Source organism: Nonomuraea phyllanthi, assembly GCF_006334985.2.
Lineage (GTDB): Bacteria > Actinomycetota > Actinomycetes > Streptosporangiales > Streptosporangiaceae > Nonomuraea > Nonomuraea phyllanthi.
In genome coordinates this window covers 433,117-449,630 of record NZ_VDLX02000005.1, presented here as the reverse complement: position 1 = coordinate 449,630, position 16,514 = coordinate 433,117, and the positions used below count along the sequence as shown (strand labels likewise).

General features: G+C 73.6%; 5 protein-coding genes. 4 read left to right on the top strand and 1 reads right to left on the bottom strand.

All coding sequences use genetic code 11. The features are described from left to right. Positions 1–6: 6 nt before the first annotated feature. Positions 7–984 (top strand): phosphotransferase, encoded by a 978-nt coding sequence (locus FH608_RS16390; protein ID WP_193318454.1) that lies wholly within the window; start codon positions 7–9, stop codon positions 982–984. Here FH608_RS16390 and FH608_RS16385 read toward each other — a convergent pair. After that, positions 912–2,504, bottom strand: coding sequence for a DUF1349 domain-containing protein (locus tag FH608_RS16385; RefSeq protein ID WP_193318453.1), 1,593 nt, complete (start codon positions 2,502–2,504; stop codon positions 912–914). The genes FH608_RS16390 and FH608_RS16385 overlap by 73 nt on opposite strands. A gap of 118 nt (positions 2,505–2,622) precedes the next feature. Between FH608_RS16385 and FH608_RS16380 the strand changes: the two genes are divergently transcribed. From FH608_RS16380 to FH608_RS16370, 3 genes are all read left to right on the top strand, one after another. Beyond that, positions 2,623–3,285: a response regulator transcription factor gene (locus FH608_RS16380; RefSeq protein WP_139631341.1), complete on the top strand. Its 663-nt coding sequence runs from the start codon at positions 2,623–2,625 to the stop codon at positions 3,283–3,285. Next, positions 3,282–4,379: a sensor histidine kinase gene (locus tag FH608_RS16375; protein WP_139631340.1), complete on the top strand. Its 1,098-nt coding sequence runs from the start codon at positions 3,282–3,284 to the stop codon at positions 4,377–4,379. The genes FH608_RS16380 and FH608_RS16375 overlap by 4 nt, the downstream gene beginning before the upstream one ends. A 441-nt stretch (positions 4,380–4,820) precedes the next feature. Next, positions 4,821–16,376, top strand: a complete 11,556-nt coding sequence (locus FH608_RS16370) for a Tc toxin subunit A-related protein (RefSeq protein WP_193318452.1) — start codon at positions 4,821–4,823, stop codon at positions 16,374–16,376. The last annotated feature ends 138 nt before the right edge of the window (positions 16,377–16,514 follow it).

Below are 16,514 nucleotides of genomic sequence, written 5' to 3'. Positions count from 1 at the left end.
GGGCTTGTGACCAACGACTACTCCGAGGTGTTCCGGCAGTTCGGGATCGAGCCGCAGGAGTCGGTGTACCCCTACGCACCCGTCTTCCGCGGTGCGATCGACGGCGTGGCCGTCGCCGTCAAGCGGACCCACGCGCCCGAGGCCATGGGCAGGTGGGTGCGGCATCTCGCGCGCCTCGGGATGCCGGTGGTGACGCCGCTGGCCGGGCCGCGCCGGATCGGCGGGGACGACTGGGTCGCCTACCCCTGGATCGACGGGCGCGCCTATGACGGCTCGCCGGCGGACATACGCGCCGCCGGCGAGCTGCTGGGCCGCCTGCACGCGGCAGGTGACGCCGACGGCTCACCCGGGCTGCCCGGCTTCGAGTGGCCCGACCACGACGAGGAGTCGGTCGAGGAGGACGTCACGGGCCTCGACAAGGTTCTCAGGGCCTACCGGCCGGACCTGCGGGAGGAGGTGCTCGGCCGGTTGGAGCCGCTGCTGCGGTCGTTCATGGCGACCACGCTCCCGGCCGTCCGCGACGCCGACCTGCCCGTGGCCGACGTGACCATGGACTTCAAGGCCGTCAACCTCGTGTACGGCCAGGCCGGCCCCGTGCTCGTCGACCCCGACAACGGCGAGCGGGCGCCGAGGCTGCTCGACCTGGCGCTGGCCGTGCTGCTGTTCCACAACGACGCGGCCGATCGTCCGGGGAGGCTGTTCGACGAGAGCGAGTGGGCCGCCTTCCGCGACGCCTACCTCGGGCACGTGCGGGTGACGGCGCGGGAGCGGGAGCTGTGGCCGGTCGCTCTGACGTACATGCTGCTGGAGTGGGGGGTGTGGACGGCCGTCAACGGGGGCGAGGCCGGCGACTGGGACGATCCGCGGCAGGCGGCCTTCCTCGCGGATCTCCTCACCGTGGACGTCACGCGCTACCCGCTGGAGCCGTCGCGCCCGGCGCTCTCTGCCGCCGCGCCGTCCCGGCCTGATGACCCGGCCGCCTGACCAGGCCCCTTCCCGCGGTGCGCGGCGACCGCCGCCGCGACGGCGAGGGCGGCATACCCGCAGGTCACGGCCAGCCCCGCCCACGGCGGGAGCGGGTAGTAGCCGCCGATCAGCGAGGGCGTGACGTCCACGTGCGCGAACGTGGGGACGCTCTGCGTGATCGCGAACCCGGCGGCCGGGGTGACCGCCAGCAGCCAGGGCATCACGCCCGCCGTCGCCAGCAGGTACGGCACGACGACCAGCGCGACGGCCAGGCCGATGGCGACCACGGCCCGCCTGACCAGCGCGGCGAGGCCCAGAGCCAGCACGGCGGCGGCCGCGGTGAAGGCCGCGTAGCCGGCGATCACCCGTAGCTCGGTGCCCACGGTGATCGGCTGGACCGGGTTCCCGTTGGCGCGCAGCAGCGCCAGCCCGACAGGGACCACGACCCCCGAGGCCACCAGCCCCGCCACGAACGCGACCGCGCCGAGCACCGCCGCCCTGGCCGCCGGCAGCCCCGCCGGACGCGGCTCGCCCGGCAGGCCGGCCCCGATCGGCCGGCGCCGGCGTCCCGCCGCGCCGGACATGGCCGCCGCCACGAGCACCAGGACCAGTCCCACGGCCCCGCCGACCAGCGTGAGGTCGGCGCGCAGGCCGCCGTCCAGCGTGGCGGGCCCGATGTCGCCTCCCCCGGTCACGATGACCTTGCCGCCGGACTCGACGGCCCCGCCCGGGTGGTGCGGGGTCGTGCCGTCGGACTCCATGACGACGCCGACGTCGTCGCGGCGCCACGGGCCGTCCGCCCCCCGCAGCGTGATCCGGTCGAAGGTGGCGGTGACCTGGGAGAAGGCTTCGGCCGCCTGCCACAGCACGCCGGGCGAGGTGGCGAACAGCCCGATCTCGACCGTGCGCGGCAGCCCAGCCAGCGTGACGGTGCCGACCACGGTCCACGTCGTGCCGTCGTCCGACTCGTACCCGGTGACGGTGTCGCCCGACCTGGTCAGCCGCAGCCACTGCGGGCCGTTGTGCGGGCCGCCGGCCACGTCGTGGGTGAAGTCGTGCTGCATCCGCACGCCGTGGCCGCCGGTGAGCATGACGGCGGCGTACGGCGTGCCCTGCCGGAGGCTCTGCCTGACGAGGAGCCCGGCCTTCGCCCAGGGCACCACCCCCTCCTTGACGTTGCGCACCCCGGGGATGACGTCCGGCAGCCGGATCTGCCCGGTCATGTTCGTCACGCGGGCGGTGATGGTGCCGTTCCCCGTGAGCGGCTGGTGCACGAAGTAGTACTTGTCCCTCACCGCCGTGCCGTCGGGTCCCAGCAGGGGCGCTGGGCAGCGGCCCTCGCCCGTGCCGGTGACGCAGGTGCTGCGGGCGCCCCCGGCGACCAGCAGTCCGAGCGACACGGTGACCAGGACGGAGGCCGCCATGGTGAGCACCAGGCCGCGCGCGCCGCGGAACCTGGCCCACTCGGCGCGCAGCACCTGGAGGAAGCCGTCCGGCCCGGCTCGCCGGCCGGAGCGGTGAGGCGTGAAAGAAGTCATGCCGGCGGTTGTACGCGCTGCCCGGTTCCAGCCGGGTCGCGGCGGTTGCGACCTGGCTGGAACCGGGGGTCTGCCATCGTTGAGGCATGGCGGCTCGATTTCGTGGCGGTGAGGTGCGGTGAGGGTGCTGGTCGTGGAGGACTTCGAGGTCCTGGCCCGATCCATCGGTACGGGGCTGCGCCGCGAGGGCATGGCCGTCGACGTCGTCCTGGACGGGAGCGCCGCCTGCGACCGGCTGGCCGCCACCCGCTACGACGTGGTGATCCTCGACCGCGACCTGCCCGGCGTCCACGGGGACGAGATCTGCCGGCGGCTGGCCCACGACCGCTGCCAGACCCGCGTCCTGATGCTGACGGCCTCCGGCACGATCGAGGACCGCGTCCACGGGCTCGGCCTCGGCGCCGACGACTACCTGCCCAAGCCGTTCGCCTTCGCCGAACTCGTCGCCCGCGTCCGCGCCCTGGCCCGCCGCGCCACCCCGCCGGTGCCGCCCACCCTGGCATACGGGGACATCACTCTCGATCCGGCCCGCCGGGCCGCGTTCCGGGCCGGCCGCCGCCTCGACCTGAGCCCCCGCGAGTTCGCCCTGCTGGAATGCCTGCTCGCCACGCCCGGCCTGGTGCTCTCCGCCGAGGAGCTGCTCGAACGCGTCTGGGACGAGAACGCCGACCCCTTCAGCAGCGCCGTCAAGCACACCATGCACCGGTTGCGCGCCAAGCTCGGCGACCCGCCGGTGATCGAGACCATCCGCGAAGGCGGCTACCGCATCGGACCGTCATGACCTTCCCTCACCTGGCCGGAAAATCCTTGCAGGCACGGCTCGCGCTCGCCTACGCGGCGGGCATCTACGCCGCCGGGGCCCTCGTGCTGGCGTTCGTCGCCGTGCCGCTCGCCACCGTCGATGCGGCCACCCCGGCAGGCGGCTCCCCGGCCGGCGCGATCACCGAGCCGGGGCCCGGCATCCCCGTCCCCCAGCTCCTCACCGGATCCGCGGTCGCCCTGATCCTGCTGGTCCCCGTCGCGCTGGCGCTGGGCTGGCTCGTCGCCGGCCGCTTCCTGCACCCGCTGCGCGCCATCACCGCCACCGCCAAGGTCATCTCGGCGGGAAACCTCCACCGGCGCCTCGACCTGGGCGAGCCCGCCGACGAGCTGACCGAGCTCGGCCACACCCTCGACGACCTGTTCGCCCGCCTGCAAGACTCCTTCGACGCCCAGCGCCACTTCGTCGCCAACGCCTCCCACGAGCTGCGCACTCCCCTCGCCGGCCTGCGCACCCTCCTCGAAGTCACCCTCGCCGACCCCGACGCCGACGCCGCCACCCTGCGCTCGGCCTGTCAGGAGGCCCTGGCCCTCGGCCGGCACCAGGAGCGGCTCGTCCAGGCGCTGCTGACTTTGGCCACCAGCGAGGCGGGCATCACCCGGCGCGACCCCGTGGACCTCGCCCACCTCGCCGGAGACGTCCTCGCCTCCCGCCGCGACCGCGCGGCGGAGCGAGGCATCGACCTCGCCGACCACCTGGACGCCGCCGTGACCGCCGGCGACCCGAAACTCCTGGAGAGCCTCGCCGCCAACCTCATCGACAACGCCGTCCGCCACAACCACCCGGGCGGGCACGTGACGATCACCACCGGCGTCTCTGATACGCAGGCCTTCCTCACGATCGCCAACAGCGGCCCGGTCATCCCCGCCCACCAGGTCCAGCGTCTCTTCCACCCGTTCGAGAAGCTGGCCGCCGACCGTCACGGCCGCCACGACGGCTACGGCCTCGGCCTGGCCATCGTCCACGCCGTCGCCCAGGCCCACCAGGCCGGCCTCGCCGCCACCGCGCATCCCGAGGGCGGCCTGTCCATCACCGTCCGGTTCGCCCGTGCCTGACCGCGGTGGGAGAGCGATGGGCGGCGCGGGGCCGGCCGTCCTGAAATGCGATCGCCTCTTTGCGGCCCACGTCATTGTGGGGGTGTTATTCGGCCGCGCCTTCCTCCGGACGTTCACCGGGTGAAGAATCCCGCCGAAGTTGCAATGCCGTAGCGCATTGACGGACCTTTGAAGTCGATGCATTCTGGCTACTGCCCGTCCTGAGTCCGGTGCGCTGCCGTGGCGAGGGCCGGGCGGGGCTTTGAGCCGGTGCCGTCGGGGAGGGACCGGCTGTTACGGGTCGCGCCACCAGAGGGCGGCTGCCAGGACGGCGGGGGAATATGCCGCCCCTGCCGTCGAAACCATTTCCCTATTTTCGGACGACGTATTCACGTGCACGCGAGGCGGCGCGCCGCCCGCCTGCCGTGAATGGCGCGTGCCCGCTCTTCGGAGGTCATTCATATGCGCGTCGGCGACAGCCTGCCCAACTATCAGCTGCTGTTCGGAAACCTGGATTTCCGGCCCGGGGACGAGGGGCGGACGGTGAACTCGCCGGCGGCGTACCTGGCCGATCTGCTGCGACTGCTGGACGAGGAGGTCGACGCCGACGGGGCGCGGCTGCACGAGCGGCGGCCCGACATCCGGGAGATCCCGCTCGACGCCGAGCACACCTTCACCGAGCTCCCGTACATCGACATCGTGGTCGAGATCCTCGAGCGGCTGGCCGGGCCGGACCCGTACGGGCGGATGAGGACCATGCTCTTCCCGTTCGACAAGCCCTTCGACCTCGCCTACGAGGAGCTTGGAACGTTCCTGGGGCGGCACGGCATCGGGCGCGAGGAGATCCCGCGCCTGTTCGGGGCGGCGGCGGCCGAGCTCGCGACCCAGTTCCTGGGCCTGTCGCCCGAGGTGGCCGACGTGGTGGCGACCGCGCGGCCGCAGGAGGACCACCTGCGGGCAGCCTTCCAGGTCGGCCAGGACCAGCAGCTCACCGTGCTGGCGGACGCGGAGCGGCTGCGCCGGGCGGCGGGGCTGTCGGAGGTCGAGCTGACGCGGGTCCTCGGCGCGGCGTTCGTCCGGCAGGGCGGCGCGGCCGTCGCGGTGGTGGACGGGCGGCCGAGCCTGCCCCAGGGCGACGAGCTGCTCGCCTGGCTGGACCGTTTCAACCGGTTCGTACGCCTCGCGCGGCGGGCCGCGATACCGTTCGAGGACCTGGACCTCGTGCTGAGCGGCTGCTGCGCGAACCGGCTGGACGCGGCGGCGCTGGGCGTGCTGGCCGCGGCCGTGCACGTCAGCCGCTCGCTCGCGCTGCCGATGGACGTCACGGTGAGCCTGGCCGCGCCGATGCCGGCCGAGCTGGAGGTCCGCACGTTCGCCGGCGTCACGGTCGCCGAGGGCCTCGGGATCGGGGCCGCGGAGCTGGAGCGGCTGCGGGCGCGCTTCGCCGAGGTCGTCGCGGGCGAGGCGGGGCTGTCGGCGCTGCACCGGGCGGCCCGGCTGATGGCCGTGCTGGGACTCACCGCGGACGAGCTGTTCGACCTGCTGCGGCTGCTCGACGGGTCGATCGCGGTGCCGTTCGTGGTGCCGCTCGCGGTGCCACCGGCGACGCCGCGCGCGACGGTCGACTGCCGGCGGATCCTGGCCGCGCCGGACGCGGGCCCGGGGCTGTGGCTGGCCCAGGCGCTGCCGCTGGTGGTGCGGTGGATGCGCGACGCCGGGCTGTCGGCGCAGGACCTGGCCGAGTTCGCGGGCCGCCCCACGTCCGGCACCACCGCCTCCGGTGCCGGGCCCGGCGAGCCGGCCGAGGGCGAGGAGGAGCTCGCCGCCGCGCTCGGCGAGGCGCTGGCGCAGGTGGCGCCGGGGCCGCGGATGTTCGTCTCCGACCGGTTCAGCGAGCGCGCGTCCCGGGCGATCTGGGACGGGCTGGCCGAGGCGGAGCCGTACGGGGCACTGATCGGGGCGGCACGCGTCACGCCGGCCGACTTCACCGGGCTGGGCCTGGGCGACCGACTGGCCGTGAAGATCTTCACCAACCTCGTGCTGCGCGGCAACCTCACGGCGGACGGCTCCCTGGTCGAGGTCCCCTCGGAGCTGGCCACGGACTTCTCCCCGTACCGCGACAAGGTGGCGGAGCTGTTCGGCGACCTGGACGGCACGTGCTACCCGTCGCACCTGGAGCAGCTGACCGGCCTGTCGATCGCGCAGCGCGCCGAGCTGTACGACAACCTCGTCTGCAACGGCTACATCGACCGCGAGGGCGTGGTGCTGAACGCCGAGATCGGCGAGCTCAACGCCGACCTCGGCGACGTCGCGGGCGACGTCATCGCGCTGATCAGGGCCGGCGGCGACGCCTACCTGGAGGAGCCGCTGGCGATCGAGCTGGGCGCGGCGCCGGACGGGCTGCTGGAGAACCTGCGGTTCAACGGCTTCGTCGACGGCGACGGCAACTACCGCGACAAGGAGGCGGTGACCGAGCTGGCGGCCGGCGACTTCTCCCTGGCCGCCGAGTTCGAGCCGTACAAGGCGGACGTCCTCGCGCTCATGCAGGCGCAGGTCGCCGAGCGGTGGGAGCAGGTCTGCGTCTTCCCGCCGGAGGCGTTCGTCGAGATCGCCGAGCTGGCCGTCGCGCGGCGGATCATCGACACTGGCGGGCCGGACGGGGACGACCCGGTCGTCGAGGAACGGCTGCGCGCCATCGCGGATGAGCAGCGGCCCTACCGGCTCGACCGGGCGGCGCTGCTCGCGCTCGGGCTGGGCGAGGCCGACGCGCAGGCCCTGCTGGACGCCCTGATCCAGGGCGGCGACCTGGACGAGGGGCTGGCCGTGCCCGAGGAGCGGCTGCCGTTCTTCAGCGAGCCGAACAGCGTGGTGGAGTTCTACCTGCCGGGCGCCGCCGACTACAGCGCGCAGGTGTTCGGCCTGCTGAACGCGGTCGCCATGGCCACCGGTGACGGCGTCGCCGAGATCGAGACGGCGCTCGCCGCCCAGCGGGAGGCGCAGGCGGCGGCGCTGGCAGCGGTCGCGCAGGAGGCGCTGGGCGTGCCCGCCGCGGTCGTCACCGCGATCTGCGCCGGGGCCGGGGCCGAGCTGACCGATCTGCTGGAGCCGCCGACGGCGGCCTACCGGCGGATCAGGGCGTTCGCCCGGCTGGCCGCCAAGCTCGGCATGGACGAGCGGCGGGTCGCGCTGGCCTTCGGCGACCTGCGGCTGGCCGCGCGCTACCCCGAGCCGCTGGCGCTGCCGGCCGAGGCAGGAGGCATCGACGCGATGCTGGAGAGCGCGGACGGCGACGTGTACGTCTTCCGCGGCGACCGGTACTGGCGCTTCCACGACGGCCGGACGAACGGCGGCGCGCCGCTGGCGGAGCTCACGGACGGGCTGACCCGGGTGGACGCCGCCTTCCGGCACCCGGCGGGCGCCGACTGGCTGGTGAGCGGGCCGCGGGTGTACGTGCGCGAGCCCGGCAGCGCGCGGTGGGCGGCCCACGAGCAGGTCTGGGGGCGCTTCAGGGACGAGTTCGCCGGCGGCGGCGAGATCACCGCCGCGCTGGTGGACGACGACGGGCGGACCTACCTGTTCTGCGGCGACCAGTACGTCCGCTACTCCACCGGCGACTTCGGCGCGGTGGACGAGGGGTTCCCCCGGCCCGCGGAGGAGTTCGGCGAACCCGGATTCTTCGGACGCGACGGCCAGTTCCACGCCTTCACCGACGAGGCCGCGTTCTGGCGTGGCACGGGTGACAACGACACGCCCGGATTCGACGGGCAGGAGTTGAACGGGCAGGAGTTGCACGGGCAGGGCTTCGACGGGCTGGTGGACGCCGCCTACGCCGACCCCACCGGCGTGTACGTCTTCCGCGGCGACCGCGTCGTCCTGCACACCGCGTCCCTGGAGAACGAGGGCGCGCAGGCCGACGACGGCTACCCGCTGACGATCGAGACGAAGTTCCCGGGCGTGCCGGCCGAGTTCGAGCGCGACATCGAGGCCGCCTTCGCCGACGCCGGCAACGTGGTGCACCTGTTCAAGGACGGCCGCACCGTCGCGCTCACCGGGGACGCGCCGATCGTGCCGACCGTGCAGCGCTGGGGCGCCATGCCGGCCGCCTTCCCGAGCGGCCGGGTCGACGCCGCGTTCGTCGGCCTGGACGGGCGGACGTACCTGTTCAGCGGCGAGACCTACCTGCGCTACTCCGGCACCGACTACTCGCGCGTCGACCTCGGCCACCCGCGCCGCATCTCCCCCGACTGGGGCGGCCTGACCAGCGTGAACGCCGCCTTCGTGCTGGACGGCGAGACGTACCTGTTCGGCGGCGGCCAGTTCGTGCGCTACTCCACCGGCGACTACACCGAGCCGGACGAGGGCTACCCGCGGGAGCTGCCGGGCAACTGGTGGAACCTGCCGGACTCGTTCGGGCCGGAGGTGGACGCGGTGTTCACCTCGCCCGAGGGCCGCACCTACCTGTTCCGCGGCGACCGGTACGTCGAGTTCGACGCCAGGCGGCGCTGGTGGTCGGCGCCGCACAAGCTGGCCGAGCAGTGGGACAGCGTGCCGTTCGCCTCGGTGGACGCCGCGTTCGCGGGGCGCGACGGGCGCACCTACGTGTTCTCGGGCGAGCAGTACGTGCGCTACTCCGGCGGCGACTACAGCCGGACCGACGACAGCTATCCCGCGCCGGTGGCCACCTTCTGGGGGCGCACCCGCAACAACCTGGTACGTACCGGGCGGGTGGACGCGGCGCTGCAACTGGACGGGCACACCTACCTGTTCTCCGGCGACCAGTTCATCCGCTACACCGGCACCACGCCCGACCTCGGCTACCCGCGCCCGCTGGCGGACCTGAAGCGCGAGCCGCGGCTGGGCCGGCTGACGGCGGAGCTGGACGCGGTGGACGCGGCCTTCGCCGACCGGGGCAACGTCTACTTCTTCCGCGGGCACACCTGCCACGTGGTCTCCGACGCGCTGCACCGCACGTACGAGGTGCCCGACGTGTCGTGCGCCTTCGTCGAGGACGGGCAGCTCGTCGTCGAGGGGCGGGACGGCTGGCGCCGGCAGGGGTCGGTCGAAGGGCTCGGCACGGTGACCGGCCCGGCCCGGCCCAGGGTGCTGCGCGAGGTGCCCGAGCGGTTCAGGACCGGCCTGGACGCGCTCCTGTTCGGCACCGACGGCGTCACCTACGCCTTCAAGGGCGACGCCTGCTACGACACGCTCGTCGATCGCGAGTACCCGATCGCCGAGGCGTGGGGCAGGCCGCGCGGGCTGGGCGCCGTCGAGGCCGGCTTCACCGGGCGCGACGGGCGGACCTACCTGTTCGGCGGCGGCCGGTACACGGTGGACGGCGGGCGGCCGCGCGACGTCGCCGGCGACTGGGGCGGCCTGACCAGCGTCGCGATCGCCTACGTGTGGCAGGAGGCGACCTACCTGTTCGACCGGCCCGACGACGACGGGTTCATGCGGTACGTGGTCTACTCCGGCGACGACTACGCCGCGCCCGATCCCGGCTATCCGCAGGTCGCCGACGCGTCGTACTGGAACGCCGACGAGGCGCCGCGGGCGGTGCTGCCGGTGGGCGACACGCTGGTCCTGCTGTCCGGGCGGACGTACACGCTGCCCGACGGGTCGGCGCCGCGGCCCGTCGGCCGGCTGTGGCGCGGCTTCGAGGGCACGCTGACCAGCGCGTACGTCGGCGGCGACGGCGCGACGTACTTCTGCTTCGGCGAGCGGTACCGGCGTTACGCCGACGGCGCCTTCGGGCCGCTCACCGACCCGGCCGGGGAGTCGTTCGAGCGGGTGGACGCGGCGTTCACCTGGGCGGGGCGCACGTACCTGATCAGCGGCGACCGGTACGCGCGCTACTCCACCGACGAGTACGCCTACGCCGACCCCGGCTACCCCAAGCCCATGTCCCGAAATTTCAGGACTGAGTTTCCTGGGTTGGCCGAGTCCTTCGAGGACGCCCTCGCCGCCCCGGACGCCAGGGTGGACGCCGCGGTGACCGGGCGGCGCAGCCTGTACCTGTTCATGAACGGCCGCTGCCACGTCGTCTCGGCCGGCCGGCAGGCGGTCCTGGACACCGCGTTCGCCTCCGGCGACGAGCTCGGCCACGAGGCCGCCTACGAGGACGTCGCCGGGCGGACCCGGCCGCTGGGCGGCCCGCTGGACGCCGCGCTGATCGTCGGCGAGCACACCTACCTGCTGTCCGGCGGGCGTTACAGCCGCTACACCGGCAACGACTACACCCGCCCCGACGAGGGCTACCCGCGGGCGATCTTCACCGGGCTCGCCGACGACCTGCGGGTCGCGCCGCTGCCCGAGGAGTTCCGCGACGGGGTCGACGCGGGATTCGCGGGCAACGGCATCCACCTGTTCGCCGGGACGAGCTACCTGCGGGCCGACGCCCCCGGCTCTCCGCCACCGGTGTGGGGGCGGGTGCGCAACGCATTCGCCGGCCCAGCGGACGGCCCGATGAACGGGACGGTGGACGGCACGGTGGACGGGACGGTGGACGGGACGGTGGACGCGGTGGTGGCCGTCGGGCAGGAGGTGTACGCCTTCCGCGGCGACCAGTACGTCCGCTACACGATCGGCGCGGACCGTCCCGAGGAGGACCGGTGGCCCGCGGCGCGGGACCGGGCGGGCGTCCTGCATCTGGCCGACCCCGGCTTCCCCCGCACGATCAAGGACGACTGGGGCGCCGTGCCGCCGGCCTTCGAGACCGGCCTGGACGCCGCGTTCACCCTGGCCGGACGGCTCTACCTGGTGCGCGGCGACGAGTACGTCAGCGATGCCGGCCTGGTGCGCGCGATCGCCGACGGGTTCGCCGACGCCGCCGACCACCGCCTGGCCGACCTGTTCACGATCATCCGCTTCGCCGCGCTCGGCCCCGCCCCGGCCGACGCCCTGACCGCCGCCGACGAGGACCCGTACACGACCATGGCGGGCATCTTCGGCTGGGACGTCGGCGAGCTGATGTGGGCGCAGCGCACCATGCCGTCGGAGTCGGCGATGGGCTTCGTGCTGGCGGCGCGCGAGCTGTTCGCGCTCGCCCGCAGGGCCGGCGTCCCGCCGTCGGCGCTGCCCGGCCTGACCGGCGAGCGCGACAGCGTGCTGCGGCGCGACGCGCTGCTGTCGGTCGTGCTGGCCGCCGACCCGGACCTGGCCGACTCCACCGACCTGTTCGACCGGCAGCTCATCGACGTCGACATGGGCGGCCAGGGCGTCACCTCGCGCGTCCGCGAGGCCATCGCCGCCGTGCAGCTCTACCTGCACCGCTGCCTGCTGGACCTGGAACAGGCGCCCGGCCTCGCCGACCCGGACACGCGGGCGCGGCTGCGCCGCTGGTGGTCGTGGATGAAGAACTACCGGGTGTGGGAGGCCAACCGGAAGGTCTACCTGTATCCCGAGAACTACCTGCGCCCCGAGCTGCGCGACACCAAGACGCCGGGCTTCGCCGACCTGGAGAACGACCTGCTGCAGAGCGGCGTCACCTCCGCCACCGCGCAGCGCGCGTACAAGCGCTACCTGGACGAGTACACCGAGGTGTCGCGGCTGCAGATCGCCGGCGGGTACGTCGACGCCGCCGAGGCGGGGGCGCGCGAGTTGGTCCTGTTCGGGCTCACGCGCAGCGACCCGCGGCGCTACTACTGCCGCACGGCCACCTTCCGCGACGGCGACAAGCTGTCGGCCACCTGGCGCCCCTGGCAGAAGGTGGACGTGCGCATCGACGCCGACCGCGTCCAGCCCGTCCGCGCCTTCGACCGGACCTTCGTGTTCTGGGCCACCGTCGAGGACCTGCCGCCCGAGCGGAGCGGCACCACGTCCATCGCGGTCGTGGAGACCGGCAGCACCCAGCGGGTGTCCGCGCCGCTGCGGCACGCCGTCAAGATCTACTTCTCGTACGTGAACCTCAACGAGGAGTGGATGCCCGCGCAGCTGCTGGCCACCGGCGCGCCGACGGGCGAGCCGATCCTCGGCGTCACCCTCGGGGTGCGGCCCGGCCCGCTGCCCGGGGGCGACCACCAGGCGATCATCGTCTCGTACGCGGCCACGACCGCGGGCGGCGACGCGGGCGAGTCGTTCGCGCTCACTCCCGAGCTGTACACCGTACCGGTGCCCGGGATCGTCGTGCGGCCGCCCACGGGCGACGTGACGACGATCTTCGACGAACCCGACGGGATCGAGTCCGCGTCGGTGATCTGGTTCAACCGGCCCGCCGGGTTCGGGATCGGCGAGGGGTCCTGGTTCAGCATGGACCACAAGGGCGGCAGCTTCCTGTGCCGGCCGATCATGCCCGGCGAGCAGGAGCCGGTCACGCCGGCGCCGATCAAGGGGGCCGCCGGGCTGCCCAACTGGGTGCGCGTGGACGCCGCGTTCGCGCTGCCCGACGGCACGCGCTACTTCTTCAGCAACAACCGGGGCGGCCGCTTCACCCGGATGGCGCCCGGGTCGAACACGGCGGACGGCAGCCGGTACATCTCCTGGCGCTGGGGGCTCACCGAGCCGCTCCAGCCATCCGAGCCGCTCCAGCCGTCCGGCCCGCCGGACGGGACAGGCCCCGCGCATCCTTCGCACCCCTCGCGCTCGCGGCGGGCCGAACCCGACCCCGGCCCCGATCCCCAGCCGGACGGCGCGGCCTCCTCGGCGCCTCGGCGTGAAACCTCCGACGGGCCCGGCTGGACCTCGGTGGACGCGGCCTGGGTCGTCGACGGCACGTACCTGTTCCTCGCCAGCGGCCTCCAGCTCGCCCGCTACACCCTCGGCCCGGAATACGCCATCCCCGAGGTGATGGACGCCGGATACCCGCAGCCGCTCACCCTCAAGATCGACGCCGTCTTCCGCGGCTACGCCTTCAGCGGCGCCGAGTACGCCAGGGTCGGCGAGTGGTCCTGGCGGCCGGTCGCCGGCAACTGGGGCGAGCTGCCCGCCGGAATCACCGGCGCGCTGGAGACCGACACCGAGGTGTACCTGTTCACCGGCGACCGGTACGCGGTGTACGCCAAGGGCGGCACCCTCCCGCGCCCGTACGAGTACACCGAGGTGCCGCACGACATCGTCCGGCTCACCACCAGCACGGCCTACAAGCTGAACCAGCGCCTGCTGGCCGGCGGCGTGCCCGCGCTGCTGGACACCTACACCCAGGAGACCGACGAGCTGCCCGCCTTCGACACCGACAACTCCGACGCCGTCACCATCAAGGTCCGCAAGAAGCGCGTCAAGGCGGCGTGGCTGCCCGGCCGCTCCCACCTGGACTTCACCAGCGCGAACGGCCTCTACTACTGGGAGATCTTCTTCCACGCGCCGCTGCTGATCGCGCAGGCGCTCAACGCCGCGCAGCGCTTCGACGAGGCCCGGACCTGGTACGAGTACATCTTCGACCCCACGGGGCCGGGCCAGCCGTGGCGGTTCCTGCCCTTCCTCGGCGCCGACCCGGCCGCGCTGGCCGACGCGCTGCGGGCCCACGGCGATCCGGAGCTCGCCGGCGCGATCGCGCTGCTCGACTCGCTCGTGCCGGTGTTCCGGGGCGGCGCGCCGCTCACCGGCGAGCAGCGCGAGAACCTCGCCGCGCTGGCCGCGCTGCCGCCCGGCGAGGAGCTCGCGATCGCCATGGAGCTGCCCCGCGTGTACGACGTGACGGGCGACGTGGTCGGCCTGCGCGAGGCCTACCGCGACGATCCGTTCGATCCGCACGCGATCGCGGCGCTGCGGCCGGTGGCCTACCGGCGGGCGGTGGTGAGCGCGTACATCGACAACCTGCTCGACTGGGGCGACCAGCTCTTCCGGCGCTACACCCCCGAGAGCGTGGACGAGGCGCGGATGCTGTACATCTTCGCCTTCGACCTGCTCGGGCGGCGCCCGCAGGAGCTCGGGCCGATGCCGCTGGAGGCGGCGATGAGCTTCGCCGAGCTGGAGAAGGTCTCGGCCGGCGACGAGCTGTTCGGGCCGCTGGCCCGGGTGCACGAAAGCATCGGGCACCCGTACTTCTACGCGCCGGTCAACGCCACGCTGCTCGGCTACTGGGACCTGGTCGCCGACCGCCTCACCAAGATCAGGGCGTCGCTGGACATCATGGGCATCAGCCGGCCGCTGCCGCTGTTCGAGCCGCCCATCGACCCGATGACGCTGGTGGCGGGCGCGTACGCGGGCGCGCTGGACGGCGTGACCGCCGCACCGGCCGCCGAGGTGCCGCAGCACCGGTTCGCCTACCTGTACCGCAGGGCGCAGGAGCTGACCGACCGGGTCTGCCAGTTCGGCGCGAACCTGCTGGAGGTGCTGGAGCGCAGCGACGCCGAGGCCCTCAGCCAGCTGCAGTCCGCCCAGGAGTCGGGCATCCTCGACCTCACCCGCGCCATCAAGGAGGCGCAGATCACCGACGCCGAGGAGAGCCTGGCCGCGCTGCAGGCCGGGCTGGCCGGGGCGCGCGGGCGCATCACCCACTACCAGCAGGTGATCGACGCCGGCGTCACGCCGATCCAGGCCGCCCAGCTGGCCATGATGGCCGCCGCCTCCACCGCCCACCTGACCTCCAGCGGCCTGCGGATCGGCGCGTCCGTCGCGCACGGCGCGCCGCAGATCCTCGCCGGCCCGTTCATCCTGGGCACGATGGCCGGCGGCGACGAGATCGGCGACGCCCTCGACAGCGTCGCCGGAATCGCCGAGTCACTCGGCGAAGGGCTGTCGGTCCTGGGCGAGCTGCTCGGCGTACGCGCGGAGCAGGAGCGGGCCATGCAGGACAACCAGCTGCAGCTGGCCATCGCCACCAACGAGGCCGCCCAGATCGAGCACCAGGTCACCGGCGCCGAGGCGCGGCTGGCCGTCGCGCGGCGCGAGCTGGACATCCTCAACCGGCAGATCGCCGACCAGGAAGCGGTGTCGGCGTTCCTGCGGGAGAAGTTCACCGGCGCCGACCTGTACCAGTGGATGTCGGGCCGGCTCGCCGGGCTGTACTTCCAGACCTACGGCATGGCGGCCGACCTGGCCCGCGCCGCGGAACGTGCCTACCAGTACGAGCGCGGCGCCACCGACAGCGTGATCACCTCCGCGCACTGGGACAGCAGGCGCAAGGGCCTGCTGGCCGGGCAGCTCCTCGCGCACGACCTGGACCGGCTGGGGCAGGCGTACACGGCCGGGGACGGGCGGCGCCTGGAGATCACGCGGCAGATCTCGCTGCTGGAGCTGGACCCGGTGGCGCTGCTGACGCTGCGCACGACGGGCAGCTGCGAGTTCGCGCTCACCGAGGACTTCTTCGACCGCGACTTCCCCGGCCACTACCGCCGCCAGCTCCGCACCGTCGCGATCACGTTCGCCGGCCCCGACGGCACGACACTGCCGCTCAACGCCACCCTCGCCCAGCTCACCCACCACACCGTGCTGACGCCCGACCCCAAGGGCGTGCAGTACCTGCTCACCCCCACCGGCACGCCGCCGGGCAGCGTCCGTACCGACTGGCGGGCGGGCCGGCAGATCGCGCTGTCGCAGCCGCCCGAGGGCTGGGAGAACAACGGCCTGTTCGAGCTGCGCTACGACGAGGACCGCTACCTGCCGTTCGAGGGCACGGGCGCGGTCTCCACCTGGCGCCTGACGCTGCCCGGCCTGCGTTCCGCCGATCGCCCCGCCGACCTGTACGACGCCAGGATCACGCTGCGCTACGAGGCGGACCACGGCGGCGAGACGTTCGCGGCCGGCGTGAAGGGGTTGCTGCAGCCGTACGACGCGGCGCGCTTCATCGACGTCGCCGCGGAGTTCCCCGAGGAGTGGGAGTCCTTCACCGGCACGCTCACCCTCCCCCTGTCCCCCGCCCTGCTGCCCGACCTGTACACCCCGCAGATCAGCGGCATCTTCGCGGTGTACGACACGGACACGCCCGGCACCGCCCAGTTCGCCGTCCACGGCAACCCGCTGGTCGACGGCCGGCTCCTGCCCACCCCGGGGCTGCCCGCGACCGCTCCCTTGGCGCTCACCTTCACCGGCGACCGCGCCACCCTGCGCGGGCTGAGGCTCGCCCTCCTCTACCGCGCCCGCTGACAGGACGGACCACGATCATGAAGAGAAAACGGACGTCGCCGACCAGGCCGCCCAGGAATCAGGACCAAGGTCAGCACCATTCCCAGCCCCCGAACCGTCTGCTGGTCAACACCCACACGACCCGTACGGACACGTCCG